Source organism: Actinomadura sp. NBRC 104425, assembly GCF_030269545.1.
Lineage (GTDB): Bacteria > Actinomycetota > Actinomycetes > Streptosporangiales > Streptosporangiaceae > Spirillospora > Spirillospora keratinilytica.
In genome coordinates this window covers 134,060-160,408 of the sequence record NZ_BSTN01000015.1, presented here as the reverse complement: position 1 = coordinate 160,408, position 26,349 = coordinate 134,060, and the positions used below count along the sequence as shown (strand labels likewise).

The following is a 26,349-nucleotide window of genomic DNA, read 5'->3' as shown; positions in this document are numbered from 1 at the left end:
CTACCGTTCCCGGCGCTCCCTCGGGAGCGGGACGGTCAATGCACCCGGGTGCGCGAGCATTCGCCGGAATCGGCCAAGATAGGGGGCGTGTCTGTGGAAAGAGAAGTCCTGACCTGGGAGTCGTTCGGACAGGCGAGCCGCGAGCTGGCGCGGGCGGTCGCCGACAGCGGCTACCGGCCCGACCTCATCCTGTCCATCGCCCGAGGCGGCCTGTTCGTCGCGGGGTCCCTCGGTTACGCGCTGGACGTCAAGAACCTGCACGTCATGAACGTGGAGTTCTACACCGGCGTCGACCAGCGCCTCGACATGCCGGTGATGCTGCCTCCGGTGCCCAACGCCGTCGACCTGTCGGGCGCCCGCGTGCTGGTCGCCGACGACGTCGCCGACACCGGCGCCACCCTCAAGCTGGTCCGGGACTTCTGCGCCGACCACGTGGCCGACGTCCGCTGCGCCGTGATTTACGAAAAGCCCCGCACCATGGTCCAGTGCGAGTACGTGTGGCGCCGGACCGACCGCTGGATCAACTTCCCGTGGTCCACGCTGCCGCCGGTCTTCCAGCATGAACACCAGGTGCTCGACGCCTAATGCGGAGAGTTATCCACAATCCGTGACTGGTCTGTCGCGAGGAGTGCGCGGACTGCGAACCTCGTGGCATGACGAACACGACGGTGGGGCCGCTGGTCATCCGGACGCCCCAGGACGCCATCGCCGCCGTTCCCTACCTGCTCGGGTTCCATCCCGCCGACAGCCTCGTGGTGGTCGGCTTCGACGGCCCGCACCACACCTGCGCCCTGCGGCTGGATTTACCGGCCGGCCGCGCGGGCTGCGAACGCACCGCCTGCATCCTGGCCCGCAACCACTTCCGCCGCGCCCTGGTGCTCGGCTACGGCCCCGCCGACCCGGTGGCCGCCGCGGTCGCCGACGTCTGGGAGACGCTGACCGCCAAGGGCGTGCAGGTCGTCGAGGCGCTGCGCGTCGCCGAGGGGCGCTGGTGGTCCATGACCTGCGTCGACCCCGGCTGCTGCCCGCCCGAAGGCCGCCCCTACGACATCACCGTCAGCCCGGTCGCCGCCCAGGCCACCCTCGCCGGCCACGTCGCCCTCCCGGACCGCGAAGAACTCGCCCGCTCGGTCGCCCCGCTCGGCGGCCCCGTCCGCGCCGCGATGCGCAAGGCCACCGAACGCGCCGAACGCCGCTTCCTCGCCTGGGCCCGCGAGGGGCTGTCTCCCGCCCGCATCCGCTCCCGCATGGCCGAAGAAGGCGTCGCCCTCATCGCCGACCTCCCGTCCCGCGACACCCCTCCCAGTGACGACGACGTCGCCTGGCTCGGCGTCCTGCTGACCAACGTGCGCGTCCGCGACGAGGCCTGGGTCCGCATCGACGAGGACTCGCCGAGGGCCGACATCGACTTCTGGCGGTATGTGCTGCGCCGCGTCGAGGAACCCTACGTGCCCGGCCCAGCCTGCCTGCTGGCCTACGCCGCCTTCATCATCGGCGACGGCGGCCTGGCCAACGTCGCCCTCGACCGGGCCGCCCGCGCCGACCCCGACTACTCCATGGCCGCCCTGCTCAGCGACGTCATCGCCGCGGGCATCCCACCCGCCAAGGCCCGCCTGGGCATGACCCCCGAAGAACTGGCCAGAGCCTACGGCGACCACGACACCCCCGACCCCTGACACGCTGATCGCCCACGCCCCCGGCGAGCCGAGCCCCTCTCCGCCGCCGGGGGCACGCCCTCCAAGCCCCTCACCCCCCGATCGGTGGCCACCCCGCACCCGGCCGCGTGGCGACTAGGTGGCGACTAGGGCGTGTTTCAGAGTTGGCCAGAGCCGTTCGTTGATGGTGGCGATCTGGACGGTGGCCTGGTAGCGGACGGCGAGCCTGCCGAACCCGGGTGGTCGGCCACCGCGCACGCCGCGCCGACGCCGGCCGCCCGCCTGATCGGCCGGTTCGCAGATCGCGGCCGCGATGCCTCACTGCGTCCGGCGTGCGACATGCCGCCACTCACCACACTTCGAAACAGGCCCTAGAACGTGCGGGGCTCCTCGCCCGGAGACCCGGGAGGAGGCGGGATGCAGTCCGCGCTATTCCGGGCCGCCATGTGTAAAGCGACAGAGCGGGGCATAGAGGAAGCAGTGATCCCCAATTAAAGGAGGCGGACTGTGACCGTCACCGGAATCATCACGGCCATTGTGATCGGCGCCATCATCGGTGCGCTCGCTCGACTCGTGCTGCCCGGCAAGCAGCCCATCGGCATCCTGCTGACCATCCTCGTGGGCATCATCGCCGCTCTGGTGGGCACCGCGATCGCCCGTGGCGTCGGCGTGGCCACCACGGCCGGCGTCGACTGGATCGAATTGGTCTTCCAGGTCGGTCTGGCCGTCATCGGTGTCGCCGCCGTCGCCGCCTTCCAACGGCGCGGCCACCGCGGCGTCCGTCGCTGATCGCTGACAAGCGACTCGGCAACGGATCGCCGTTCCACCGTCGACGAACTGAATGTCGAATGAGGCTCGACTCCTCCCGTACAGCCCTGTCGCCTCAGCGGACCCGTACGCCCCACAAGCACACGACCGCATGCAAGCCACGCGACCCGATGCCTGGGCAGTCTTGTCACATGGCCGTCGCCTGACGAACACGTGATGCCCGGTGTGTCGTCGGTGCCGGGCGGACTGTGCTGCATTGCTGCCCAGACAGCGGATGGCACGTCCGCGCTCGGACTGACGGCTGCTGAACGAAATCGTGCTCGAGTTTCACTCTGGGGTGGTCTGGCAGGACGTGCCCGCAAACCGCGGCTTGTGGCGGTCGCTGCGCCTGCTCGCCAGTGGCCGCCGCCGGTACACGGCTGCTGCAGGCGCAGTCAGGTGAGAAGCTCGTCGGCGGTGTTGATGGTGGCGGCGCGCTGTACCCAGTGGTCGAGTTGGTCGAGGTCGGTGCAGCTGGTGATGTGGTCGCGGATGTGGTCTGGGATGGTGATGCCGCGGGCTTCAAGGAAGAGCAGGATCGACCTGGCTTCGCCCTCGGCCCGGTGGGTGATGGCGAACTCCGACTTCCACTCGTAGTTGTCGAGTTTCACAGTCTCCTCCAGGAGCTTGCGGGCGGCGTCAGAGAACCGCGACATCACGTAGTCATGGTACAACGCACCGGTATCACCGGTGAGGACGTCGAGGGCGGCGGAAAGGCTGCTGACGACGGCCTTCGCGTGCGGCCCGTCGGCATGGGCGGGGGCGCTGAGCACGGCGAGTTCGGGGAGTCGGCAGGCCGTGGCCGGGTCGGTGATGGGAGGCAGCATCCCGGGATAGACGGTCAGGGGCTTGAGCACCCACCCGGGATGCCCCATGTCGATCGGGACGGCGCAGTTTCGTGCGGTGGCCCGGTCGGGGCAGAACACCAGCAGTGTCACCGGACATTTGCGGCGCAGGCGCAGCATGGCCAGGTAGGCGGGCCAGCTGAAGGTCTTCTCCTCCCGGGCCCGAAGCTGCGACTCCACCACGACACCGAGAGTGGGCGCGTTCGGATCGTCCAGCAGGACGGTGGCGTCGCAGCGCAGTTCGGCCGGATGAACGTCGGCATAGGACTCCGACGTCAGGGTGGCCTGGACGTCGCCGGGCACATCGAGGCCGAACACGCTGCGCAGTAGTTCGGGAACGAGCTGCGGCCGGTTGCGCACCATCTCCAGCGGCAGCTCGTGATCGGATGTTGGCACGCACTGCAAACTAGCAGTGATCGTATCGTCACGATGGGTTAATGGCGTCTTTCGTGGTCGGCCGAGCGGAAAGAGCCGCAAGGGCGGGCGGCGGCTGCTCTGGGTGCCTTCATGCGAGGTCGACGTCTGCTGGTGATGTGTCGCGAACGTGCCGGGGTGCTCGACCGGCTCGCCGTGCTGCGGAACGAGATCGCCGGACGATGTCGGCAGCCGGGGGCGCGGTATGGGCATCGCGATCGGCTTGAGCCGGAGCGGCCACGTTCGCTGAGGATGCCGATTCGGTGGTGTCGGTGCCGGTCAGCGGGGGCGGTCGCTGGGAGGGGGATGGCCAGGGGGTGATTGTGCTGCGGCTGCGTACCCGCGTCCTACCCGCTGCTGATCGGCCTTCGTCAGCAGCGGTCCGTTCGGCCTTGCCGTCCTGGTCGTGTTGACGTCAGACGTGCCGGGCGGCGGCCCGTTAGGGCGTGTTTCAAAGTTGGCCGGAGCCGTTCGTTGTTGGTGGCGATGTGGACGGTGGCCTGGTAGCGGACGGCGGGCTTGCCGAACCCGGGTGGTCGGCCGCCGCGCACACCGCGCCGGCGCTGGCCGCCCGCCTGATCGGCCGGTTCGCAGATCGCGGCCGCGATGCCTCACTGCGTCCGGCGTGCGACTTGCCGCCACTCATCACACTTCGAGACAGGCCCTAGGAGACGGCTTGGCCGGGGGCGCCCGGGTCTATGCGGCGGTCGCGGTTGCGTTCGTTCCAGACGCGCATGCGGTTGGGGTAGCCGACGACCTGGACGTCGTAGACGGGGAGCTTGAGGTCGCGGGCCACCTTAGCGATCACCTTGGGGGAGCCGACGCGGCGGCGGGTCCACTCGCCGTCGTGGGCGACGGCGACCGCGGTGGTGTCGGTGGCGAACGTCTCGGGCTCCACGTAGAACTCGACGCCCTGGCGGCTGCGCGCGAACGCGATGAGCGCCTCGATGTCGGCGTCGGTGGCCTCGCGGTCCAGCCTGGTGACCGATGGGCCGCGGTTTTTGCGGATGCCGAAGCGGTCGCGGAACCTCATCGCCGTCCCCGTCGTCCGGTGCCGCCCCGGAGGGGTTCCGGGACGTATGTGCGTATGACGATAACGCCGCCCCCGTCGAACGGGTTCCCGACACAGGCACGTATGTCCGCCTGCGGTCCGGGGACGGCGGCTTACACTGCTGGCCCGGGGGGAAGATCATCTACATGGGGGGTTCGGTGACCGGTCGGCGCTGGTCGGCCGCGATCCAGAGGTCGGCCGCGGCGGTCGCCGTGCTGGCGTCGTTCGGATGGCTCAGCACGCTCGCCCCTGCGGGCACGGAGCCGTCCGCCCCCGTCGCGGTCCCGGCGCCGAAGCCCGCGCCCACCCCGACTCCCACGCCGAAGCCGCCCCCGGTGGACTGCGCGCGGGCCAAGTGCGTGGCCTTGACGTTCGACGACGGGCCGATGCCCGGTACCGGGAAGCTGCTGGACATCCTGGCCCGGCAGCACGTCAAGGTCACGTTCTTCCTCATCGGCAGGAACGCCGCCACGTATCCGGACCTGGTGCGGCGGGAGGCGGCCGAGGGCCACGAGCTGGCCAACCACAGCTGGTCGCACACCGACCTGGGGCGTGCCTCCGGCGCGACGGTGGAGAGCGAGCTGGCGCGCACACAGGACGCGATCCGCAAGGCCAGCGGGGTGACGCCCCTGCTGATGCGCCCCCCTTACGGATCCACCGACACCACGGTCGCGGGCGTCGCCAAGCGGTTGAAGCTGGCGCAGGTGCTGTGGGCCGTCGATCCGCTCGACTGGCAGGTGCGCGACACCGGGGCGGTCGAGCGGCGGGTGCTCAAGGGGGTGCGGCCGGGGATGATCGTGCTGATGCACGACATCCATCCGACGACGGTGCGGGCCGTGCCGCGCATCATCGAGCGGCTCCGGGCCGGGGGGTACACGTTCGTGACGGTGTCCCAGCTGTTCGGGAAGCGGATGACGCCCGGCAAGGAGTACACCGAGCTGGAGCCGGTGACGACCGACGGCTCCGACCCCAGGTGACGCCCGTCCTTCTCGGGGAGGGAATCAGGGGCGGTTCAGGGCTGTCCCCGATTCCGGGCGAGCGGCGGGGCGCCGACGATGAAAGGTATGGACAGCACTTTCGCCACCGGGGACCTGCGGGTGTCGGACGCGGAGCGGGAGCAGGTCGTCGCGCGCCTGCAGGACGCCTACGCCGAGGGGCGCCTGGAGCATGCCGAGTTCGATATGCGCATGCACCTGGCCATGACGGCCAAGACCCGGAGCGATCTGGCGACGGTGATGCGCGATCTGACCCCGGGGCCGGGGCTGCCGGAGGCGGAGGGGGAGCCGACGGGCGAGGAGCGGGTTGTGGCCGCGCTCGCGCATTTCACCGGAGTCCTGACGCTGTTCGTGGCCCCGCTGGTGCTGATGCTGGTGTGCGGCAGGAAGTCGCAGTACGTGCGGCGGCACGCGGCCGAGGCGGTGAACTTCCAGCTGACCGTGCTGGCGGTGACGGTCCTGACGTTCGGTGTCGGGGCGATGCTCTACTCGATCACCTGGGTGGTGGCGGGCGTCGCGGCCGTGCACGCGCTGGTGGGGCGGCCGTTCCGCCACCCGTGGATCCTGCGGCCCGTCAAATGATCCCGTCCAGGGCGGGCAGCCCGTCGATGCTCGTGGCGTTGTTCTCGGCCCGGTAGGCGCTCAGCTTCTCGGGGGTCTTGCGCGCCGCCCACTCCCTGAGCATGTCGCGGTCGCCGGCCGGTTCCATGTAGGGAATGCCGAAACCGCAGGAGTCGGCGATCCTTTCGACGGCGACGACGGTGACGGCGCGGCTGCCCGGAGTGTCGACGGGGAAGCGGCGGGCCAGGTCCGGCCACTGCGGGGAGCCGGGTGTCACGACGCGTCCGGTGCCGTACAGCCGCAGGACGCCGGGGGTGCGGCCGAACGAGCAGAACATGACCGTGATGCGGCCGTTCTCCCGCAGGTGCGCGATGGTCTCCGCGCCCGAGCCGGTCAGGTCGAGGTAGCCGACGGTGCGGTCGTCGAGCACGGCGAAGGTGTCGGCGTAGCCCTTGGGCGAGACGTTCACGTGGCCGTCCGCGGGGGCGGTGGCCACGAAGAACATCGGCTGCGCGGCGATGAAGGCGCGCAGCCGCTCGTCGATGCGGTCGTAGATCTTTCCCATCGACTCCTCACCTCCTGTGACGACGCTAACCCCATGGATATGTGGACGATACATGGGATGATCGATTTACTTGTGTGTGCGTGGGGGAGGACTGATGACCGAGCTAGCGATCAGAGACGATCATCAGCGCGCGGTGGACGCGCTGCGCCGGTCGTACGCCGCCATTCCGCCGGGGACGCCGGTGCGGCTGGCGAAGAAGACGTCGAACCTGTTCCGCTGGCGGGACCCGTCGGACGCGCCCGGGCTGGACGTTTCGGGGTTCGACAAGGTGCTGAGCGTCGATCCGGAGGCGCGCACCGCCGACGTGCAGGGCATGACCACCTATGAGGACCTGGTGGACGCGACCCTGCCGTACGGGCTGATGCCCACGGTGGTGCCGCAGCTGAAGACCATCACGCTCGGCGGCGCGGTGACCGGCCTCGGCATCGAGTCGTCGTCCTTCCGGCTCGGCCTGCCGCACGAGGCGGTGCTGGAGATGCAGGTGCTGACCGGGGACGGCCAGGTCGTCACCGCCACCCGCGACGAGCACGCCGACCTGTTCTACGGGTTCCCCAACTCCTACGGCACGCTCGGCTACACGCTGCGGTTGAAGATCGAGCTGATGCCCGTCAAGCCGTACGTGCGGCTGCGTCACCTGCGGTACGGCTCGGCGGAGGCGTGCGCAAAGGCGATCGCCGAGCTGTGCGAGGCGGGGGAGTACGAGGGCGAGCCGGTCGACTTCCTCGACGGCACGGTGTTCGGTCCGGGCGAGGCGTACCTGACGGTCGGGACGTTCACCGACCGTGCGCCCTACACCTCCGACTACACCGGCCAGAAGATCTACTACCGGTCCATCCAGCAGCGGTCGGTCGACTTTCTGACGGTGCGCGACTACATCTGGCGCTGGGACACCGACTGGTTCTGGTGCTCGCGGGCGTTCGGCGTCCAGCATCCGCTGGTGCGCCGGCTGTGGCCGGACAAGGCCAAGCGGTCGGACGTGTACCGCAAGCTGGTGGCCTACGACCGGCGGTTCCATGTCGTCGCCCGGATCGACCGGTGGCGGGGGCAGCGTCCCCGCGAGGACGTCATCCAGGACATCGAGGTGCCGGTGGAGCGGCTGCCGGAGTTCCTCGACTTCTTCCACGACAAGGTGGGCATGAGCCCGGTGTGGCTGTGCCCGCTGCGCGCGCGCGACCGCTGGCCGCTGTACCCGCTGGAGCCGGGCCGCACCTACGTCAACGTCGGTTTCTGGGGGACGGTCAGGCTGCCTCCGGGGAAGATCCCCGAGTACCACAACCGGCTCATCGAACGTAAGGTCGCCGCGCTTGAGGGGCATAAGTCCCTCTACTCGACTGCTTTTTACAGCCGTGACGAGTTCTGGCGGCACTACGACGGGGAGACCTACCGGCGGCTCAAGGAGACGTACGACCCCGACAAGCGCCTGCTGGACCTCTACGACAAATGTGTGCGCGGGCGCTGAGCCGCGCCACCGGGGGGATGCCCCGGCGGAACCGGGGCACGGCCCGGCTCGGGGCGGAGAGACAGGAGGAAGAACATGACGCTGGCCAGGGTCTTCGAGGAGCTCGTCGGGCCTGACGCGCCAGTGGAGTTCGTCGCGTACGACGGGTCGCGGTCGGGCAGTCCGGGGGCCGACATCCGGTTGGAGGTGCGATCCCCGTACGCGGTGTCCTACCTGGTGCACTCGCCGGGTTCTCTCGGGCTCGCCCGGGCGTATGTCAGCGGGCACCTCGACGTCCATGGCGACATGTACACCGCGCTGTCGACGATGCAGCAGGCGCTGGGGGACGTGTCGTGGGGGGACAAGGCCAGAATCCTCGGCGAGGTGGTGCGCAACCCGCTGCTGCGCGCGGCGGTCAGCCGGCGTCTGCCGCCGCCGCCCCAGGAGGCGCCGTTCAGCCGGGTGCCGTCCTGGCTGCGCCACTCCAAGCGCCGCGACGCCAAGGCCATCTCGCACCACTACGACGTGTCCAACACCTTCTACGAGTGGGTGCTGGGGCCGTCGATGGCCTACACGTGCGCGTGCTTCCCCCGGGAGGACGCCACCCTGGAGGAGGCGCAGTTCCACAAGCACGACCTGGTCGCCAAGAAACTCGGCCTGCGGCCGGGCATGCGGTTGCTGGACGTGGGCTGCGGCTGGGGCGGCATGGTGATGCACGCCGCCAAGGAGTACGGGGTGAAGGCGCTGGGCGTCACCCTGTCCAAGCAGCAGGCGGAGTGGGCGCAGAAGGCCATCGCCGACCGCGGCCTGTCGGACCTGGCCGAGGTGCGGCACCTGGACTACCGGGACGTGGAGGAGAGCGGGTTCGACGCGATCTCCTCGATCGGGCTGACCGAGCACATCGGCAAGGCCAACCTGCCGTCGTACTTCTCCTTCCTGTACGACAAGCTCGTGCCGGGCGGCCGGATGTTGAACCACACCATCACCCGGCCCGACAACATGGCGCCGGCGATGAAGCCGGGCGGGTTCATCAACCGGTACGTGTTCCCCGACGGCGAGCTCGAGGGCCCGGGGTACGTGCAGTCGAAGATGAACGACGCGGGCTTCGAGATCCGGCACCAGGAGAACCTGCGCGAGCACTACGCCCGCACCCTCGCGGGCTGGTGCCGCAACCTGGATGCGCACTGGGAAGAGGCCGTCGCCGAGGTCGGCGAGGGCACCGCCCGGGTGTGGCGGGTGTACATGGCCGGCTGCATCATCGGTTTCGAGCAGAACTGGATCCAGCTGCACCAGACGCTGGGCGTGAAGCTCGACTCCAAGGGCAACTCGCACATGCCGCTGCGCCCCGACTGGGGCGTGTGATCCGCGTACGAGCGTCGTAGCAGACGAGAGGGACGGGTTTCCGCGGGCGTGACCCGCGCAAGCCCGTTTCCCCTGCGCCGCCCGGCAGCCGCTCGACGTGCGCAGCATCGGTCAGGCCCTCGGCGGACGCCGGGCACGGCAGCGGCGAACGCCGGGGTCTGGGCGCCGGTGGGCGGCCGGGGTAACGTCGCGCTCGGTGGACCGGGGAGGGAGCCGAGGTGGACGACGTGCGCGCGCGGGCCGTCACGGCCAACGGGTTGGAGTTCGGCTGTCTGGAGGCCGGAGCGGACGGCGGGCCGCTCGCGCTGTGCCTGCACGGCTTCCCCGACTCGGCCCACACGTGGCGGCACCTGCTGCCCGAGCTGGCCGCCGCCGGCTACCACGCCGTCGCCCCGTTCATGCGCGGCTACGCGCCCACGGCGGTGCCGGACGACGGTGCGTACCAGGTCGGTGCGCTCGTCGCCGACGCCGTGGCGCTGCACGAGGCGTTCGGCGGCGGCCCCGACGCGGTGCTCATCGGGCACGACTGGGGTGCGTTCGCCGCCTACGGCGCCGTCGCCCACGCGCCCGGCCGGTGGCGCCGCGCCGTGACGCTCGCGGTGCCGCCGATGGCGTCGATGCTGACCGCGTTCGCCCGCTACGAGCAGCTCAAGCGGTCGTTCTACATGTTCCTGTTCCAGACGCCGCTGGCCGAGGCCGCGGTGAACGCCGAGTTCGTCGCCGGGCTGTGGCGCGACTGGTCGCCCGGCTACGACGCGGCGGACGACGTCGCCCGCGTCATGGACTGCCTGGCCGAACCCGCCAACCTCGCCGCCGCCCTCGGCTACTACCGCGCCATGTTCGACCCGCGGCGCCACCTCGACCGGTACGCGGCGCAGCAGGAGGCGGTGTCCGCACCGGCCGAGCGGCCGCTGCTCTACCTGCACGGCGCCGACGACGGGTGCGTGGGCGCGGACGCGTTCGCGCCGGGCGGGGACCTTACGGCCGTGCTGGCCCACCTGCCGCCCGGTTCGCGCGCCGAACTCGTCCCCGGCACGGGCCACTTCCTGCACCTGGAACGTCCCGCCGAGGTCAACCGGCTCATCCTGGACTGGATCACCGCCGCCTAGCGCGAGTGTGACGCTTGTCACGCGGATGGGACTCCCGCGCTGCCGGTTTACTTTGCGAGGCTATTTGTAAACCGAATGACGTTCTGAAACTCGGGTGGCGCGATGCTCAAGGTCGACGACATCAACCTGACGGACCCGGACTTCTGGCGGCTTCCGCTGGAACACCGGAACGAGGCGTTCAAGGCGCTGCGCCGCGAGCCCCGCCTGGTGCACTTCGAGGAGCCGGACGTGAAGATCGTCCCGCAGGGGCCGGGCTACTACGCCCTCACCCGGCACGCCGAGGTGCAGGAGGCGTCCCGGCGGCCCCAGGACTTCTGCTCCGGACGCGGCGCCATCAGCATCCCCGACATGCCGGGCGAACTGAACGAGTACTTCGGCTCCATGATCAACATGGACGATCCGCGGCACGCCAAGATCCGCCGCATCGTCTCCCGGGCGTTCTCCCCGCGCATGATCCAGCAGTTCGAGGACAAGGTGCAGCAGGTCGCCGCCGACCTGACGGCACGGGTGAAGGCCGGCGAGGGCACCGGCGACTTCGTGGCCGACATCGCCGCCCGGCTTCCGCTGCGCATCATCTGCGACATGATGGGCATCTCGCCCGACCACCACCGCACCGTCCTGGACGCCACCAACGTGATCCTCGCCGGCAACGACCCGGAGTTCCTGCCCGCCGACGACTTCGAGCGGGCCGCGCTGGCGCTGATGGAGGCGGGCCAGACGCTCAAGGACCTGGTGGAGGAGCTGGCCCGGCACCGCCGCGCCGAGCCCACCGACGACCTCACCTCCGCGCTGGTCAACGCCAACATCGACGGGGAGTCGCTCACCGACCAAGAGTTGGGCTCGTTCTTCATCCTGCTCGTGGTGGCGGGCAACGAGACCACCCGCAACGCCATCGCGCACGGCCTGGATCTGTTCACCCGGCACCCCGACCAGCGCGCCCTGCTCGTCGACGACTTCGAGGGGCGCATCGCCGGCGCCGTCGAGGAGATCGTCCGGTACGTGTCGCCGGTCATCTGGATGCGGCGCACCGCCACCCGCGACACCACCCTCCTGGACCACGAGATCAAGGAGGGCGACAAGCTGCTGCTCTACTACTGGTCGGCCAACCGGGACGAGACCGTCTTCACCGACCCCGAGCGCTTCGACATCCTGCGCGACCCCAACCCGCACGTGGGGTTCGGCGGCCCCGGCCCGCACTTCTGCCTGGGCGCCCACCTGGCCCGGCGCGAGATCACCGTGATGTTCCGCGAGCTGCTGCGCAGCATGCCCGACATCCGCGCCGACGGCGAGCCCGACCGGCTGGAGTCCAGCTTCATCAACGGCATCAAGCGGCTGCCGTACACGTTGTGAACGTCGCCGCTGAACGTCGCCGCTGAACGCCTCCGCCCGCCGAACGTTCGGCGAACACCCGGTGACGTCGCCCGCTGGAACGCTGCAGGCCGCCTAGCGTGGCAGGTCGACCCCAGCGACGTTCACTTGGGAGAGGCCCGTGACGCAGACCGGCAGGCCCGCCGACGACGCCGCGGCGCAGCGGGAACGCGCCGACCGGCTGGCCGCCGAGAACGCGGCCCTGCGGGCGCGGCTGGACGAGGTCGAGCACGAAAGGCGCGACCGCGACCGGCACATCGAACTGCTCAGGCGGCGGCTGGCCGAGGCCGTCCGGGACATCGGCGACGCGCAGCAGCGCGCCGCCGACCAGGCGCACCGCGCCGAGCAGGCCGAATGGCAGGCCGAGGCGATGCGCCGGCGGCGCTGGTGGCGGCTGGGCGAGGCGCTGACCGCGGTGCGGCGGCGCCCGCTGGCCGCCGCGTCCTACCGGCGGGTCGCCGGGGTGCTGCGCGGCCGCGCGCTGCCCCCGGCGCCGCCCGCCGCGCCGAAGCGGACCCGGCGACCGGAGATCCGCGTCGCCGACACCGAGCCGCTCGACGCGCCCGCCGCGGCGATCCCCGACGGCCCGGTCAACCGGCCCGGCGTCACCGCCGCCGTCGTCGCGTCCCCGGCCCTCGCGCTCGCGCTGCGGTACGAGTGGCGGCAACTGGACGGCTTCCGCCCCGGCAGCGGCGACTGGCGCGACGTCTTCGCGGCCGAACGCCCCGACCTGCTGCTCGTCGCGTCCGCGGCGACCGGGCTGCCGGTCGAGGAGATGGCCGCGTGGTGCCGCGAGCACCGCGTGCCCACCGTGTACTGGGACACCGGCGACGGCCCGCCCGACCACGCCGCCCTGTTCGACCACGTCTTCGCCGTCGACGAGGCCACCGCCGCACGGCACCCGGACGGCGTGCGCCTGCTGCCCTTCGCGGCGCAGCCGCGGCTGCACAACCCGGTCCGCGTCCCCGGCCAGGGGCGCTACCCCCTGCTGTACGAGGGCGACTACGACGAGGACGACGAACCGCTCCTCGCCCCCGCCCCCAAGCTCGGCGCGCACTTGCGCGGAAACGGCTTCCCCCACAAGTACCGGCAGCGCGTCGTCGAGCCCCTGCCGTACGAGAAGTCGCTGACGGCGCGCAAGCACTACCAGGTGCTGCTGGCCGCGGACGGGCGGCAGCCCTACGAGGCGGCGGCCGCGGGCATCCCGGTCGTACTGCGGCGGGAGGCACCCGCGTTCGGCCCCGCGGTGGCGGACGCCGACGAGGGGCGGACCGTGCTGCGCGCGCTGCTCGCCGCGCCCGAACTGCGCGACCGGCAGGCCCATCTGGCGCTGCGCGAGGTGCTCGCCGCGCACACCTACCGGCACCGCGTCGGCACCCTCCTGGAAGCGGTCGGCCTACGCGATCCCGCACCCCTCGTGCCGCCACCCGTCTCGCTGGTGCTGTCGACGAACCGCCCTGGCCAGATCGACCACGCCATCGCCCAGGCCGCGCGGCAGACCTGGCGCCCCCTGCAGCTGGTCGTCGTGCTGCACGGCCTCGACGAGGAGCCCGCGGCGGTCGAGAAGCGGGCCCGCGAGGCCGGGCTCGACGACGTCGCGGTGCTGGCCGCCGACCGGTCGCTGCCGCTCGGCGCCTGCCTGAACCTCGGCCTGGACGCGGCCGGCGGCGCCTACATCGGCAAGATCGACGACGACGAGCTGTACGGCCCGCACTACGTCGCCGACCTGGTCGCCGCGTTCTCCTACGCCGACGCGGGCGTGGTCGGCAAGCTCGCCCACTACGCCTACCTGGAGTCCGCGGGCGCCACGGTGCTGCGCTGGCCCGACCACGAGCACCGCCACGTCGACCACCTGCGCGGCGGCGCCCTGCTGGCCGAGGCCGACCTGCTGCGGGCCTACCGGTTCGCCGACCTGCCGCGCGGCGAGGACACCGACCTGTTCCGCCGGCTGCGCGGCGACGGAGTCCGGCTGTACGCGGCCGACCGGTACTCGTTCGTCACCATCCGGCACGCCGACCCGGCCAGGCACACCTGGCGGCCCGACGACCGGCGCCTGCTCGCCAATGGCCGCGTCGCCTTCTACGGCTTCGCCGAAGAGCACGTCCTGTTCTAGAACAGGACGCTTCCACGGCGTCGGTACAGGTGCCCATCGGTATGTCAGGCATGTCGCGGACTGCCGTATCCGTCCCGGACCAGGGGCGTCGGCGCGTCGCGGTGCGCCCACCGCTCCGGACGGCGCTGCCGTCGAGAGCGGTGGGCCCCAAGCCAGGAGGTCAGCGCAGCTCGCGCTTGAGGATCTTGCCGGTGGCGGTCATGGGCAGCTCGTCGCGGAACTCCACGATGCGCGGGTACTTGTAGGCGGCGAACTGCTCCTTGCCCCAGGCGACCAGCTCCTCCTCGGTGATCGTGGCGCCCGGGGTGCGGATCACGTACGCCTTGATCTCCTCGCCGTGGCTGTCGTGCGGCACGCCCACTACCGCGGCCAGCGAGACCTGCGGGTGGGTCATCAGGACCTCTTCGATCTCCCGCGGGTACACGTTGAAGCCGCCGCGGATGATCATGTCCTTGGAGCGGTCGACGATGAAGTAGAAGCCGTCCTCGTCGCGGCGGGCGATGTCGCCGGTGCGGAACCAGCCGTCCCGGATCGCCTCCGCGGTCGCCTCGGGCCGGCCGTAGTAGCCCTTCATGACGTTGTGGCCGCGCACGGCGATCTCGCCCGGACCCTCGCCCTCGATCGTCTTCCAGTCGTCGTCGATCAGCTTCATCTCCACGCCCCAGATGGGGGTGCCGATCGAGCCGGGCTTCAGGCCGATGTCCGCCTGGTTGAACGAGGCCACCGGCGAGGTCTCCGACAGCCCGTAGCCCTCGAGGACCTTGACGCCGAACTTGGCCTCGAAGCCCTTGAGCACCTCCAGCGGCAGCGACGCCCCGCCCGACACGCAGGTGTGCAGGTGCCGCGCCACGTCCTCCGCCGGCACCGTGCCCTGGTCGGACAGCAGCGCCCAGTACATCGTCGGGACGCCCGCGAAGATGGTGACCTTCTCCTTGGCCATCAGCCGCAGCGCCTCGGCGGGTTCGAACCGGGGCTGCAGCACCAGCGTGGCGCGGCGCCGGATGCCCACGTTCATCACGCACGACTGCCCGAAGGCGTGGAACATCGGCAGCGTCACCAGCGACACGTCGTGCTCGGTGCGGTTGAACATGGTGTCCGACACGAACGCGTTCATCAGCATGTTCAGGTGCGACAGCTCGGCGCCCTTGGGCTGCCCGGTGGTGCCGCTGGTGTAGAGGATCACCGCGGTGTCCTCGGCGGACGTCTGCGCGGGCTCGCAGGTGCCCGGCTGCGCCCCGACCGCGGGCCAGAACAGCTCGGCGTCCTCGTACGGCGACTCGGCGGCCCCCGGGTCGGCCGTCATCAGGAACATGTGCTCGCACCCGGCGGCCTGCTGGAACCCGGCGTGGTTCGCCTCGCCGAGCGGCAGCTCGGGGGTGCCCTCGAACGCGAACAGCGCCTTGGCGTCGGAGTCGTCCAGGTGGTAGGCGATCTCCCGCGGCTTGAGCAGCACGTTCAGCGGGACGACCGCCGCGCCGGCCTTGAGGATGCCGAAGTACACCATCGGGAAGTAGGGCACGTTCGGACACGACAGCGCGACCTTGTCGCCCGGGCCGATGCCGCGTGCGCGCAGCAGGTTCGCCACCTGGTTGGCGATGGTGTCGATCGTCGCGTACGACAGCCGCATGTCGCCGAACACGACGGCGTCGCGGTCGGGCGACTTGCGGGCGGCGTCCTCCAGCAGGACCGAGAGGTTGAGCATGGCACTCCTCAGTGCGGGGCGTCACCGACCGGTTGTTACCGGCGAGTCCAAAAACCGGTAGCGCCCATCCTGCTGGATGGCGCCCCGTCCGCGCACCCCTCTGACGAGCACTTTCCGCGCCCCCCGGCAAATGTGACCGGGCGGTTATCTGACGGGCGGGCTGGGGCGCGGCGGAGGGCGGCCCGCCGGAGAGGGGGCGGCGGGCCGCCGCGGGGAGGAGGCCGGCCGGATCAGCCGAAGTCGACGTCGGCGCACTGGTAGAAGGCGTTGCCCGTGTCGGCGATGTCCCAGACGGCGAGGATGAGGTGGCGGCCGGACCGGGCGGGCAGGGTGCCGGTGTGCGACACGGTCGACGGGGGCCGCGCACCGCCGTAGTCCTGCTGCAGGAACGGCGTCGGCTCCAGGGCGGACCGGGTGAGCGGCCGGGTCGGGTCCCAGCCGTCGCGGGTGATGAAGTAGCGGAACGAGGTGGTGGCGTGCGCGGCGGTGAGGGTCCAGGAGAAGGTGAACGACTGGCCGGAGCCGACCCGCGTTGCGGGCCACTGGCCGCCGCGCGGGTCGTCCAGCGGCGCCCAGCGGCTGTCGCCGCCGGCGCAGATCGTGCCGTCCGCGGGCCCCGACTGGGGGAAGCCCTTGGGGCCCTCGACGCTCTGCGGCTCCCACTGGATGGGGCCGCAGTTCTGGACGGTGCCCTGCTTGCAGTGCAGGGCGCGGCTGACGGGGGAGGTGGTGTAGCCGTGCGCGAACGCGGGCGCGGCGCCGACCAGGGGCAGGCCGACGGCGACGGCCGCGGCGACGGCGAGGGAGCTCTTGCGGGGCATGCGCGTTCCTCCTGGCGGGGTGGGAGACCGGCGCGAACTAATAGGAAACCTTCCTATTGATTCCGTAGGGTAACGGCCGCCGCCGCTCCGTCAAGACCCAAAACGCCCCGCCCTGCCGTTCCCGCGGCCGCCGGGGCGGGGAGAGGCTCCGATGCGAGGTCGGGGACGTGCTCGCCGCCGGTGCCGCCGGCATCGCGGTGGCCGCGGTCATCCGGGTGCGTCGTGCGGCTGCACCGGTGCTGGAAAAGAACGCTCGGCCGGTTCATCGCCGCCGCGGCGCTGTGCGCCCGGGCGGGGGCGCGGGGACGCCGGCGGCCAGTGTCCATGTGCGCCCCCGCTCGGCCTTGCCTCTGCGCTAGTCTTGGTATATGCGGACAGGAAGGCTGCTTCTTAGCCGGCCGCGCTGACGGACGAAACCAGTCGGCGCGGCGACCCCTCCATTGCGAGGGGTCGTTTCGTGTCTGTCCTCCGGCGCGGGCGCCGGGGGCTGGGGAGCGTTCCCCGGAACCGGCGGCGCACCAGCCCAAGGCCCCGCGGCGAGAGCCGTTCGGTACCAACAGGACCAGTGGAGTAGCGACCGTGAGCAGCGACGACACCTCCCGAGCCACCCAGGGAGGTTCAGGGGGGCCCGCCTCCCTGAACGACGGGTACGACCCCCGGGCCGTTCAGCACAAGTGGCAGGCCCGCTGGGCGGAGCTCGAGCCGTTCAAGGCGGTGGAGGAGGACGACGGCCGCGAGCGCCGCTACGCGCTGGACATGTTCCCATACCCCTCGGGTGACCTCCACATGGGGCACGCCGAGGCGTACGCCATCGGCGACGTGGCCGCCCGCTACTGGACGCAGCGCGGCTACAACGTCCTGCACCCCATGGGCTGGGACTCCTTCGGTCTGCCCGCCGAGAACGCCGCGATCAAGAACAACGCGGACCCGGTGAAGTGGACCTACAACAACATCGCCACCCAGGAGGCGTCGTTCCGGCGGTACGCCCCGTCCTTCGACTGGTCGCGGCGGCTGCACACCTCCGACCCCGAGTACTACCGGTGGACGCAGTGGCTGTTCCTGCGCTTCTACGAGCGCGGGCTGGCCTACCGGCGCGGCGGCCGGGTCAACTGGTGCCCGAAGGACCAGACCGTGCTGGCCAACGAGCAGGTCATCGGCGGCCACTGCGAGCGCTGCGGCACGCTGGTCGAGCGGCGCGTGCTGACCCAGTGGTATTTCAAGATCACCGATTACGCGGACCGGCTGCTGGACGACATGGCCGCCCTGGAGGGCAAGTGGCCCGACCGGGTGCTGCTGATGCAGCGCAACTGGATCGGCCGTTCCACCGGCACCGACGTCGAGTTCGCCATCGAGGGCCGCGAAGAGCCGGTCACCGTCTACACCACCCGCCCCGACACCCTGTACGGGGCCACCTTCATGGTGGTGGCCGCCGACGCCGACCTGGCCGAGGAGATCTGCGCCCCCGAGCAGCGCGCCGCGTTCGAGGCCTACCGCGAGCAGGTCTCCCACGAGAGCGAGATCGAGCGGCTGTCCACCGAGCGCGAGAAGACCGGCGTGTTCCTGGGCCGGTACGCGATCAACCCGGTCAATGGCGAGCGCATCCCGATCTGGGCGTCCGACTACGTGCTGGCCGAGTACGGGCACGGCGCGATCATGGCCGTTCCCGCGCACGACCAGCGCGACCTGGACTTCGCGCTGAAGTTCGGGCTGCCGGTGCGCGTGGTGGTGGAGACCGGGCAGCCCGACCCGGCCGAGACCGGCGTGGCCACCGCGGGCGACGGGCGCATCGTCAACTCCGGCCCCATCGACGGGCTGAGCAAGGCCGACGCGATCGAGCGGATCATCGAGATCCTGGAGGAGAAGGGCCTGGGCAGGGCCGCGGTCAACTTCCGGCTGCGCGACTGGCTGGTGTCCCGGCAGCGGTTCTGGGGCTGCCCCATCCCGATCGTGCACTGCCCGTCCTGCGGCGAGGTCCCGGTGCCGGACGACCAGCTGCCGGTGCTGCTGCCCGACGACCTGCGCGGCGCCGACCTGCGGCCCAAGGGCACCTCGCCGCTGGCCGCCGCCGAGCACTGGGTCAACGTCGACTGCCCCAGGTGCGGCGGCGCGGCCAAGCGCGACAGCGACACCATGGACACCTTCGTCGACTCGTCCTGGTACTACTTCCGGTACTGCTCGCCGGACTACGAGGACGGGCCGTTCGACGTCGAGCGGGTCCGCAAGTGGATGCCGGTCGACCAGTACACCGGCGGCGTCGAGCACGCCACCCTGCACCTGCTGTACAGCCGGTTCTTCACCAAGGTGCTGTACGACTTGGGCATGGTCGACTTCACCGAGCCGTTCACGCGGCTGGTCAACCAGGGCCAGGTGATCCTCAACGGCAAGGCCATGTCCAAGTCGCTGGGCAACATGGTCGACCTGGGTGAGCAGATCGAGCAGTGGGGCGTCGACGTGGTGCGCCTGGCGATGCTGTTCTCCGGGCCGCCCGAGGACGACATCGACTGGGCCGACGTGTCCCAGCCCGGCATGGTCAAGTTCCTGGCGCGCGTGCACCGCATCGCCACCGAGGTGGCGTCCGCGCCCGGCACCGACCCCGCGGGCGGCTCGGTCGACCTGCGGCGGGTCACCCACCGCACCATCGACGAGGCCACCACGCTGATCGAGCAGCACCGCTACAACGTGGCCATCGCCCGGCTGATGACGCTGGTGAGCGCCACCCGCCGCGCCATCGACGAGGGCCCCGGCCCCGCCGACCCGGCCGTGCGGGAGGCCGCCGAGACGATCGCGGTGCTGCTGTCGCTGTTCGCCCCCTACACCGCCGAGGAGGCGTGGGAGCGGCTGGGCCACGAGCCGTCGGTGGCGACCGCGGGCTGGCCGCAGGCCGACCCGTCCCTGCTGGTGCGCGAGTCGGTGGTCTGCGTGGTGCAGGTCGCGGGCAAGGTCCGCGACCGCCTGGAGGTGCCGCCCGACATCGCCGAGGACGAGCTGGAGCGGCTGGCGCTGGCCTCCGCCAAGGTCAACGAGGCCCTGGCCGGCGCGCGGGTCCAGCGCGTCATCGTCCGCCCGCCCAAGATCGTGAACATCGTGCCGGCCAAGTGAGCACGCTGCACATCCTGCGGCTGCGCTACCGCGGCACCGAGGAGGAGGCCGCACCGCACGTGCCCGCCCACGCGGCGTACCTGGACCGCCACCACCGGGCGGGCACGTTCCCGGCCTCGGGGCAGACGGTGCCGTCCGAGCACGGCGGCGCGATCATCGCGCGTGGGACCGACCGCGCCGAGATCGAAAAGATCGCCGAGAATGACCCGTTCGTCTGCGCGGGCGTGGCCGAATACGAGATCATTACAGTCGATGTGGGCCGGGTCCATCCGGCTCTGGCGGGACTGGTCGGCGTCGGCCCGTCCCGCGTCCGCGCCCCGGGAGAACCGCCCGGCTGACGCGGCGCATCGGCCGCGCAGCCCGCGGTCCAGGCACCGGCGGGCCCGAATCCGAGCCTGACGGCCGCGAGCGGAGATTCACCGCCGCGGCCGTACTCGGCGTGGCCTGGCAGGCGCGGCCTGGGCGCGGGCGCCGAGCGGCGGTCGTGGACGAGCTGGAACTGGAATGGGTGGAGACGAGTGCGTCCGCACGCGGTTGTCGAGGTGACGCACCCTGCGTGGAACGCGGGGCGCACGCGAACGCCCGCCACCGCCCCGGGGGCCGGTGACGGGCGCGCGGGAGTGACCTGGCCGCGCCGGGCCGGGACGTCACATCTTGCGCAGCACGGCGACGACGCGGCCCAGGATCGACGCCTCGTCGCCGGGGATCGGCTCGTAGGCCGGGTTCTGGGGGACCAGCCAGATGTGGCCGTCGCGGCGCTTGAAGGTCTTGACGGTGGCCTCGCCGTCGATCATCGCGGCGACGATGTCGCCCTGCTCGGCCACCGGCTGCTGGCGCACCACCACCCAGTCGCCGTCGGCGATCGCCGCGTCGATCATCGAGTCGCCGGTGACCTTCAGCAGGAAGTGGGTGCCCTCGCCGACCAGCTGCTTGGGCAGGGTGAACACGTCCTCCACGGCCTCCTCGGCCAGGATCGGACCGCCGGCGGCGATCCGTCCGACCAGCGGCACGTAGGCGGGGGCGGGTCGCGGCGCGGTGTCCTGCCCGGCGCCGGGCGCGTCGGGGGTCTCGGTGTCGGTGCGCACCGGCGTGGCGCCCGGGACCCGCACCTCGACGGCCCGCGGCCGGTTGGGGTCGCGGCGCAGATACCCCTTGCGCTGCAGCGCGCGCAGCTGGTGCGACACGCTGGAGGTGCTGGTCAGGCCGACGGCCTCGCCGATCTCGCGCATCGACGGCGGGTAGCCGCGGCGCTGCACCGAGTCGCGGATCACCTCCAGCACCATGCGCTGGCGCTGGGTCAGACCCGCCTCGTCCATGGGGCCGTCGGGCAGCTCCCGGACCTTGGTCATCGTTCGTCGCCTCCCGACGCTCGCTTCGTCACTCCTCGCCGAACGTTATCGCGTCCGGCTGCAATGATCAAACAATTGTTCGAAGAATGTACTCGCGTTTCTCGGGGGGCTGCGGTACAACATCGTACAGACGTTCGATCGAATATTCATTCGAAGATCGGCTGTCGGTCACGAAGGGGACCGAGATGGCGGGTTCGCTCCACCCACACTGCATAACGGCCGAAGCTCCGGCCCTCTCCACGCACCTTCGCCCCGCGCCGCCGCTGGGGGCCCCTGCGGAGGGCGCGTGGGACGAGTTGCGGCTGACTCGACGCGGCCGCCTCGTGATGATCGGCCTGCTGGCGGTGCCGCTCCTGGTCGTGCTGTGGCTGACCGCGACGGCCCGGGCCGGCGCCGGCGGGCCCGACTCGTCCGACCCGAGCCTCCGCCCGGGCAAGACGGTCGTCGTCGGCCACGGCGACTCACTGTGGACGATCGCCCAGCGCGAGCGCCCCCGCGACGACACTCAGCTGCTGGTCCGCCGCATCATGGACCTCAACAACCTGTCCACCACGATCGTCCGCCCGGGCCAGCGCCTGCGCCTCCCCGCCCACGACTGACCCGGCTGCACGCCGTCCGCTCCCGCGGCGGCCGCAAAGCCCACTTACCCGCCGAGCCGGAAGCGGCACCTGCTCTGCCGACGCGGCGACGACCAAAGGCTCGGCCCCCACCCGGGGACCGAGCCGCTGCCCCCGGCCCCAGACGGCCCGACATTCACGTGACAGCCACCGACCGGGAGCAGAACACCCGAAAGGCAAAAATCCGAGGGCGGGGATCCGCCAAGGCAGCGGAACGCACACCAAGCAGGCAACGAACAACGCCGGCCCAGGCGCCCCGTCTCGTCAGGCCGCCACAGAGCCACTCCGGCGACCACCTCGCCCGAAGACCAGGCCACTCGCCACCGGCTGCGCGCGCAGCAGCTAGGGAGTGCGCGGGCGGCGTCGGCCATCTCGTTGCGGTCTCGTTGCGCGATGCGCAGAGCCGCTTCGGTGGTCGGGTCGGCTCCCGCGCACGCGGCTGCCAGCGTGACCCGTACCGGATCGGTACCGAGGTCAGGCGGAGGTGTTCTCGCGTTGCCGCGGTCTGTCGGCGGCACGTGTGGGGCGGTCTGTGGGCTTCGCCGCCGTGTTCGGCCACCGTCCCACGCGGCCGTCGGTCGCCCGCGCCGCCTCGTTGGCGTGCGGTCGGTTCCGTCGCACCCTCCATCACGGTCGGCCGGCCGCCGGGGTGATGTCGCGAATTTCGGGGACCTGTGGGGTGGGCGCGGCCTGCGCGGTGACCTCCCGGTCGGGGAGGTCGGCGAGGACGCGCGGAAGCCTTGTGGCGAAGGGGTTTGCGTGATTTGTGGTGGTTCTTGGGGTGCGGCGGGGGAGACACGCCGGGCCCGCACCAGTGGGCCCGGTGTGACGAGGGTCTACTGCCGGGGGTGGTGATCCAGGTTGCGTTGCCCCTCCGGGAGTCCTACGGTTGACCACAACATCTAGTAGTCACACGGGTGTCATTAACCACAAGTTGTGTCTTGTGGGGGACGATTTCTCGTGTGGCTTGATCTGTCAGGGGAGGAGGGAACGAGTGCACTGCCCGTTCTGCCGCAACCCTGACACCAAGGTGATCGACAGCCGCTCCACCGACGACGGATCGGCCATCCGGCGCCGCCGGTCGTGCCCGGAATGCGGCAAGCGGTTCACCACACAGGAGAACGTGCTGCTCATGGTGGCCAAGCGCAGCGGCGTCACCGAGCCGTTCTCCCGGGAGAAGATCATCGCCGGCGTCCGCCGCGCCTGCCAGGGCCGTCCCGTCGACGAGGACGCGCTGGCCAAGCTGGGGCAGCGGGTGGAGGAGGCGATCCGCGCCACGGGGGCGGCCGAAATCCCCTCGCACGAGATCGGACTGGCCATTCTCGGCCCGCTCGGAGAGCTCGACGAGGTCGCCTACCTGCGGTTCGCCTCGGTGTACCGGGGTTTCGAGACGCTGGACGACTTCGCCAGAGAGATCGAGTCACTGCGTACCAAGGCCGGTTCCTCGGGGGAGCCTGGCCGGCCCCTGTGAGGGGCGGGCTTCACGACTGTTGAGAACGCCCGCGGCCGGGAGCAAACGGCCGGCGGGCGAGGTTATTCCTGGACAGGGCCCGGCGGGAGGGCCCGAGAGGGGGAAGGTCATGACGGAGACGGTGAGCGGCTCGGCAGCCCGGCGCGGCAGGGGGAGCCGCAAGGGGCTCAAGGTCGAGCGGATCTTCACCACGCCCGGCGTGCATCCGTACGACACGATCCGCTGGGAACGTCGTGACGTTGTCATGACCAACTGGCGGGACGGCTCGATCAACTTCGAGCAGCGCGGTGTGGAGTTCCCCGACTTCTGGTCGGTGAACGCCGTCAACATCGTGACGTCGAAGTACTTCCGCGGAGCCCTCGGCACCCCCCAGCGCGAGCACAGTCTCAAGCAACTGGTCGACCGGGTGGTCAAGGTTTACGTTGACACCGGTCTGGCCGAGGGCTACTTCGCTTCGGAGGAGGACGCCCAGATCTTCGACCACGAGTTGAAGCACGCACTGGTCCACCAGCTGTTCAGCTTCAACTCCCCCGTCTGGTTCAACGTCGGCACCAAGTCCCCGCAGCAGGTCAGCGCCTGTTTCATCCTCTCGGTGGACGACTCGATGGAGTCGATCCTGGACTGGTACAAGGAAGAGGGGATCATCTTCAAGGGCGGCTCCGGCGCCGGTGTCAACCTCTCCCGCATCCGCTCCAGCAAGGAACTGCTCTCCTCCGGCGGCACCGCCAGCGGACCGGTGTCGTTCATGCGCGGCGCCGACGCGTCCGCCGGGACGATCAAGTCGGGCGGCGCCACCCGCCGGGCCGCCAAGATGGTCGTGCTGGACGTCGACCACCCCGACATCGCCGAGTTCATCGAGACCAAGGCCCGCGAAGAGGACAAGATCCGGGCCCTGCGCGACGCCGGGTTCGACATGGACCTGGGCGGCAAGGACATCGTCAGCGTCCAGTACCAGAACGCCAACAACTCGGTGCGCGTGTCGGACGAGTTCATGCGCGCCGTGGAGAGCGACGGGGAGTTCGGGCTGCGCGCCCGCTTGAACGGAGAAGTCGTGGAGACCGTCCGGGCCCGCGACCTGTTCCGGCAGATGGCCCAGGCCGCCTGGGAGTGCGCCGACCCGGGCATCCAGTACGACGACACGATCAACGACTGGCACACCAACCCCGAGTCGGGCCGCATCACCGCCAGCAACCCGTGCTCGGAGTACATGAGCCTGGACAACTCCTCCTGCAACCTGGCCAGCATCAACCTGCTGAAGTTCCTGCGCGAGGACGACACCTTCGACGTCGAGAGCTTCACCAAGCTCACCGAGCTGATCATCACGGCGATGGACATCTCCATCACCTTCGCCGACTTCCCGACCGAGAAGATCGCCAAGACCACCCGCGACTACCGCCAGCTCGGCATCGGCTACGCCAACCTCGGTGCCCTGCTGATGGCCACCGGGCACGCCTACGACTCCGAGGGCGGCCGCTCGCTCGCCGCCGCGATCACCTCGCTGATGACCGGTGTCGCCTACCGCCGCTCCGCAGAACTGGCCGGGGTGGTCGGCCCGTACGCCGGCTACGCCCGCAACGCCGAGGCGCACAAGCGCGTCATGCGCAAGCACGCCGCCGCCAACGACGAGATCCGCACGCTGGACGAGATGGACCGGGCCATCCATGCCGCCGCGACCAAGCAGTGGCAGCAGTGCCTGAAGACCGGTGAGAAGAACGGCTACCGCAACGCCCAGGCGTCGCTGCTGGCCCCCACCGGCACCATCGGCCTGATGATGGACTGCGACACCACCGGCATCGAGCCCGACCTGGCGCTGGTGAAGTTCAAGAAGCTGGTCGGCGGCGGCTCGATGCAGATCGTCAACCACACCGTCCCGCGCGCCCTGAAGAAGCTGGGCTACCAGCAGGAGCAGATCGAGGCGGTCGTCGAGTACATCGCCGAGCACGGTCACGTGGTGGGCGCGCCGGGCCTGCGTCCCGAGCACTACGAGGTGTTCGACTGCGCGATGGGCGAGCGGGCGATCAGCCCGATGGGCCACGTGCGGATGATGGCCGCCGTCCAGCCGTTCCTGTCCGGGGCGATCTCCAAGACCGTCAACATGCCCGAGCAGGCCACCGTCGAGGACATCGAGAAGGTCTACTTCGAAGGCTGGCGGCTCGGCCTGAAGGCCCTGGCGATCTACCGCGACAACTGCAAGGTCGGGCAGCCGCTGTCGGCGGCCAAGAAGGCCGAGAAGACCGAGAAGGCCGAGAAGGCCACGGCGCCGGTGGAGGTCCCGCGTCCGGTCCGCAAGCGGCTGCCCAAGCAGCGCCCCGCGACCGTCACCCGCTTCTCCGTCGCCGGCGCCGAGGGCTACATGACCGCCTCGTCCTACCCCGACGACGGCCTCGGCGAGGTGTTCCTCAAGCTCGGCAAGCAGGGCTCCACCCTGGCCGGCGTGATGGACGCGTTCTCCATGGCGATCTCTATCAGCCTCCAGTACGGGGTGCCGCTGGAGACCTGGGTGGAGAAGTTCACCAACATGCGGTTCGAGCCCGCCGGCATGACCGACGACCCCGACATCCGCATGGCGACCTCGGTGATGGACTACATCTTCCGCCGCCTGGCGCTGGACCACCTGCCCTACGAGACCCGCGCCGAACTGGGCATCCTCACCGCCGAGGAACGGGCGATGCAGGCCAACGGCGAGGACCCGGCCACCCTGCACGCCGAGACCGAGGTCGACCAGGAGATCCTGGCCCAGTCCGCCGAGATCACCAAGCCGGCCGCGCCGCGCCGCCCGGCCGCCGAGTCCGAGCCGCACTCCTCGATGGAGGTCATCGAAAGCCGCCAGGGCCGCACCGCCGACGCGCCCCTCTGCCTGACCTGCGGCACCAAGATGCGCCCGGCCGGCAGCTGCTACGTCTGCGAAGGCTGCGGCTCCACCAGCGGCTGCAGCTGACCCCGACCGCCGCATCCGGTGCGGCATCCGACCTGACCGCTGAGACGCCTGGCCGAAGGGGGAACCGGT

General features: G+C 70.8%; 21 protein-coding genes. 15 read left to right on the top strand and 6 right to left on the bottom strand.

Annotated elements, in window-relative coordinates:
- The first annotated feature begins 87 nt into the window (after positions 1–87).
- The 3 genes from QSK22_RS22370 (at position 88) to QSK22_RS22360 (ending at position 2,444) form a co-directional block, all read left to right on the top strand.
- Entirely contained in the window at positions 88–585 is a 498-nt protein-coding gene (locus tag QSK22_RS22370) for a phosphoribosyltransferase (protein WP_285496255.1), read from the top strand.
- 68 nt (positions 586–653) lie between these two features.
- Entirely contained in the window at positions 654–1,676 is a 1,023-nt protein-coding gene (locus tag QSK22_RS22365; RefSeq protein WP_285496254.1) for a DUF4192 domain-containing protein, read from the top strand.
- Between the two features lie 486 nt (positions 1,677–2,162).
- Entirely contained in the window at positions 2,163–2,444 is a 282-nt protein-coding gene (locus QSK22_RS22360; RefSeq protein ID WP_285496253.1) for a GlsB/YeaQ/YmgE family stress response membrane protein, read from the top strand.
- Between the two features lie 413 nt (positions 2,445–2,857).
- Here the strand turns inward: QSK22_RS22360 and QSK22_RS22355 are convergent, their stop codons facing one another.
- Entirely contained in the window at positions 2,858–3,934 is a 1,077-nt protein-coding gene (locus QSK22_RS22355; RefSeq protein ID WP_285496252.1) for a hypothetical protein, read from the bottom strand.
- Between the two features lie 451 nt (positions 3,935–4,385).
- A complete protein-coding gene (locus QSK22_RS22350) occupies positions 4,386–4,754 on the bottom strand; it encodes a hypothetical protein (RefSeq protein ID WP_285496251.1) in 369 nt (122 codons plus the stop codon).
- A 164-nt stretch (positions 4,755–4,918) separates the two neighbouring features.
- Between QSK22_RS22350 and QSK22_RS22345 the strand changes: the two genes are divergently transcribed.
- Together QSK22_RS22345 and QSK22_RS22340 are read left to right on the top strand one after the other, a co-directional pair.
- Positions 4,919–5,749: a polysaccharide deacetylase family protein gene (locus QSK22_RS22345; RefSeq protein WP_285496250.1), complete on the top strand. Its 831-nt coding sequence runs from the start codon at positions 4,919–4,921 to the stop codon at positions 5,747–5,749.
- A gap of 87 nt (positions 5,750–5,836) precedes the next feature.
- Positions 5,837–6,349 carry a DUF1707 and DUF4870 domain-containing protein gene (locus QSK22_RS22340; RefSeq protein WP_285496249.1) on the top strand — a complete coding sequence of 171 codons (513 nt, stop codon included), beginning with the start codon at positions 5,837–5,839 and terminating at the stop codon, positions 6,347–6,349.
- Here the strand turns inward: QSK22_RS22340 and QSK22_RS22335 are convergent.
- Positions 6,342–6,893, bottom strand: a complete 552-nt coding sequence (locus tag QSK22_RS22335; protein ID WP_285496248.1) for a pyridoxamine 5'-phosphate oxidase family protein — start codon at positions 6,891–6,893, stop codon at positions 6,342–6,344. The genes QSK22_RS22340 and QSK22_RS22335 overlap by 8 nt on opposite strands.
- 94 nt (positions 6,894–6,987) lie before the next feature.
- Here QSK22_RS22335 and QSK22_RS22330 point away from each other — a divergent pair, with 94 nt between their 5' ends.
- From QSK22_RS22330 to QSK22_RS22310, 5 genes are all read left to right on the top strand, one after another.
- Positions 6,988–8,352: an FAD-binding oxidoreductase gene (locus QSK22_RS22330; protein ID WP_285496247.1), complete on the top strand. Its 1,365-nt coding sequence runs from the start codon at positions 6,988–6,990 to the stop codon at positions 8,350–8,352.
- A 75-nt stretch (positions 8,353–8,427) separates the two neighbouring features.
- Complete coding sequence (locus tag QSK22_RS22325; protein ID WP_285496246.1) at positions 8,428–9,693, top strand: class I SAM-dependent methyltransferase; 1,266 nt, start codon at positions 8,428–8,430, stop codon at positions 9,691–9,693.
- Between the two features lie 218 nt (positions 9,694–9,911).
- A complete protein-coding gene (locus QSK22_RS22320) occupies positions 9,912–10,802 on the top strand; it encodes an alpha/beta fold hydrolase (RefSeq protein ID WP_285496245.1) in 891 nt (296 codons plus the stop codon).
- Between the two features lie 102 nt (positions 10,803–10,904).
- Positions 10,905–12,152, top strand: a complete 1,248-nt coding sequence (locus QSK22_RS22315) for a cytochrome P450 (RefSeq protein ID WP_285496244.1) — start codon at positions 10,905–10,907, stop codon at positions 12,150–12,152.
- Between the two features lie 139 nt (positions 12,153–12,291).
- Positions 12,292–14,283: a glycosyltransferase gene (locus tag QSK22_RS22310; RefSeq protein WP_285496243.1), complete on the top strand. Its 1,992-nt coding sequence runs from the start codon at positions 12,292–12,294 to the stop codon at positions 14,281–14,283.
- A gap of 160 nt (positions 14,284–14,443) precedes the next feature.
- Here QSK22_RS22310 and QSK22_RS22305 read toward each other — a convergent pair whose 3' ends face one another.
- Positions 14,444–15,985 (bottom strand): long-chain-fatty-acid--CoA ligase, encoded by a 1,542-nt coding sequence (locus tag QSK22_RS22305; RefSeq protein ID WP_285496242.1) that lies wholly within the window; start codon positions 15,983–15,985, stop codon positions 14,444–14,446.
- 230 nt (positions 15,986–16,215) lie between these two features.
- Positions 16,216–16,806, bottom strand: coding sequence for a lytic polysaccharide monooxygenase auxiliary activity family 9 protein (locus tag QSK22_RS22300; protein WP_285496241.1), 591 nt, complete (start codon positions 16,804–16,806; stop codon positions 16,216–16,218).
- 636 nt (positions 16,807–17,442) lie between these two features.
- On the opposite strand from QSK22_RS22300, the gene leuS reads away from it, so the two are divergent.
- Complete coding sequence (gene leuS, locus QSK22_RS22295) at positions 17,443–19,905, top strand: leucine--tRNA ligase (RefSeq protein ID WP_285496283.1); 2,463 nt, start codon at positions 17,443–17,445, stop codon at positions 19,903–19,905.
- Entirely contained in the window at positions 19,902–20,243 is a 342-nt protein-coding gene (locus QSK22_RS22290) for a YciI family protein (protein WP_285496240.1), read from the top strand. The genes leuS and QSK22_RS22290 overlap by 4 nt, the downstream gene beginning before the upstream one ends.
- 309 nt (positions 20,244–20,552) lie before the next feature.
- On the opposite strand, the gene lexA is transcribed toward QSK22_RS22290, so the two are convergent.
- Positions 20,553–21,254 (bottom strand): transcriptional repressor LexA, encoded by a 702-nt coding sequence (gene lexA, locus QSK22_RS22285; protein WP_285496239.1) that lies wholly within the window; start codon positions 21,252–21,254, stop codon positions 20,553–20,555.
- 296 nt (positions 21,255–21,550) lie between these two features.
- Between lexA and QSK22_RS22280 the strand changes: the two genes are divergently transcribed.
- The 3 genes from QSK22_RS22280 (at position 21,551) to QSK22_RS22270 (ending at position 26,280) form a co-directional block, all read left to right on the top strand.
- The gene (locus QSK22_RS22280) at positions 21,551–21,853 is read left to right on the top strand and encodes a LysM peptidoglycan-binding domain-containing protein (protein WP_285496238.1); all 303 of its coding nucleotides are present in this window, start codon (positions 21,551–21,553) and stop codon (positions 21,851–21,853) included.
- 1,012 nt (positions 21,854–22,865) lie between these two features.
- Positions 22,866–23,342: a transcriptional regulator NrdR gene (gene nrdR, locus QSK22_RS22275; protein WP_285496237.1), complete on the top strand. Its 477-nt coding sequence runs from the start codon at positions 22,866–22,868 to the stop codon at positions 23,340–23,342.
- 109 nt (positions 23,343–23,451) lie between these two features.
- A complete protein-coding gene (locus QSK22_RS22270) occupies positions 23,452–26,280 on the top strand; it encodes a vitamin B12-dependent ribonucleotide reductase (RefSeq protein WP_285496236.1) in 2,829 nt (942 codons plus the stop codon).
- The last annotated feature ends 69 nt before the right edge of the window (positions 26,281–26,349 follow it).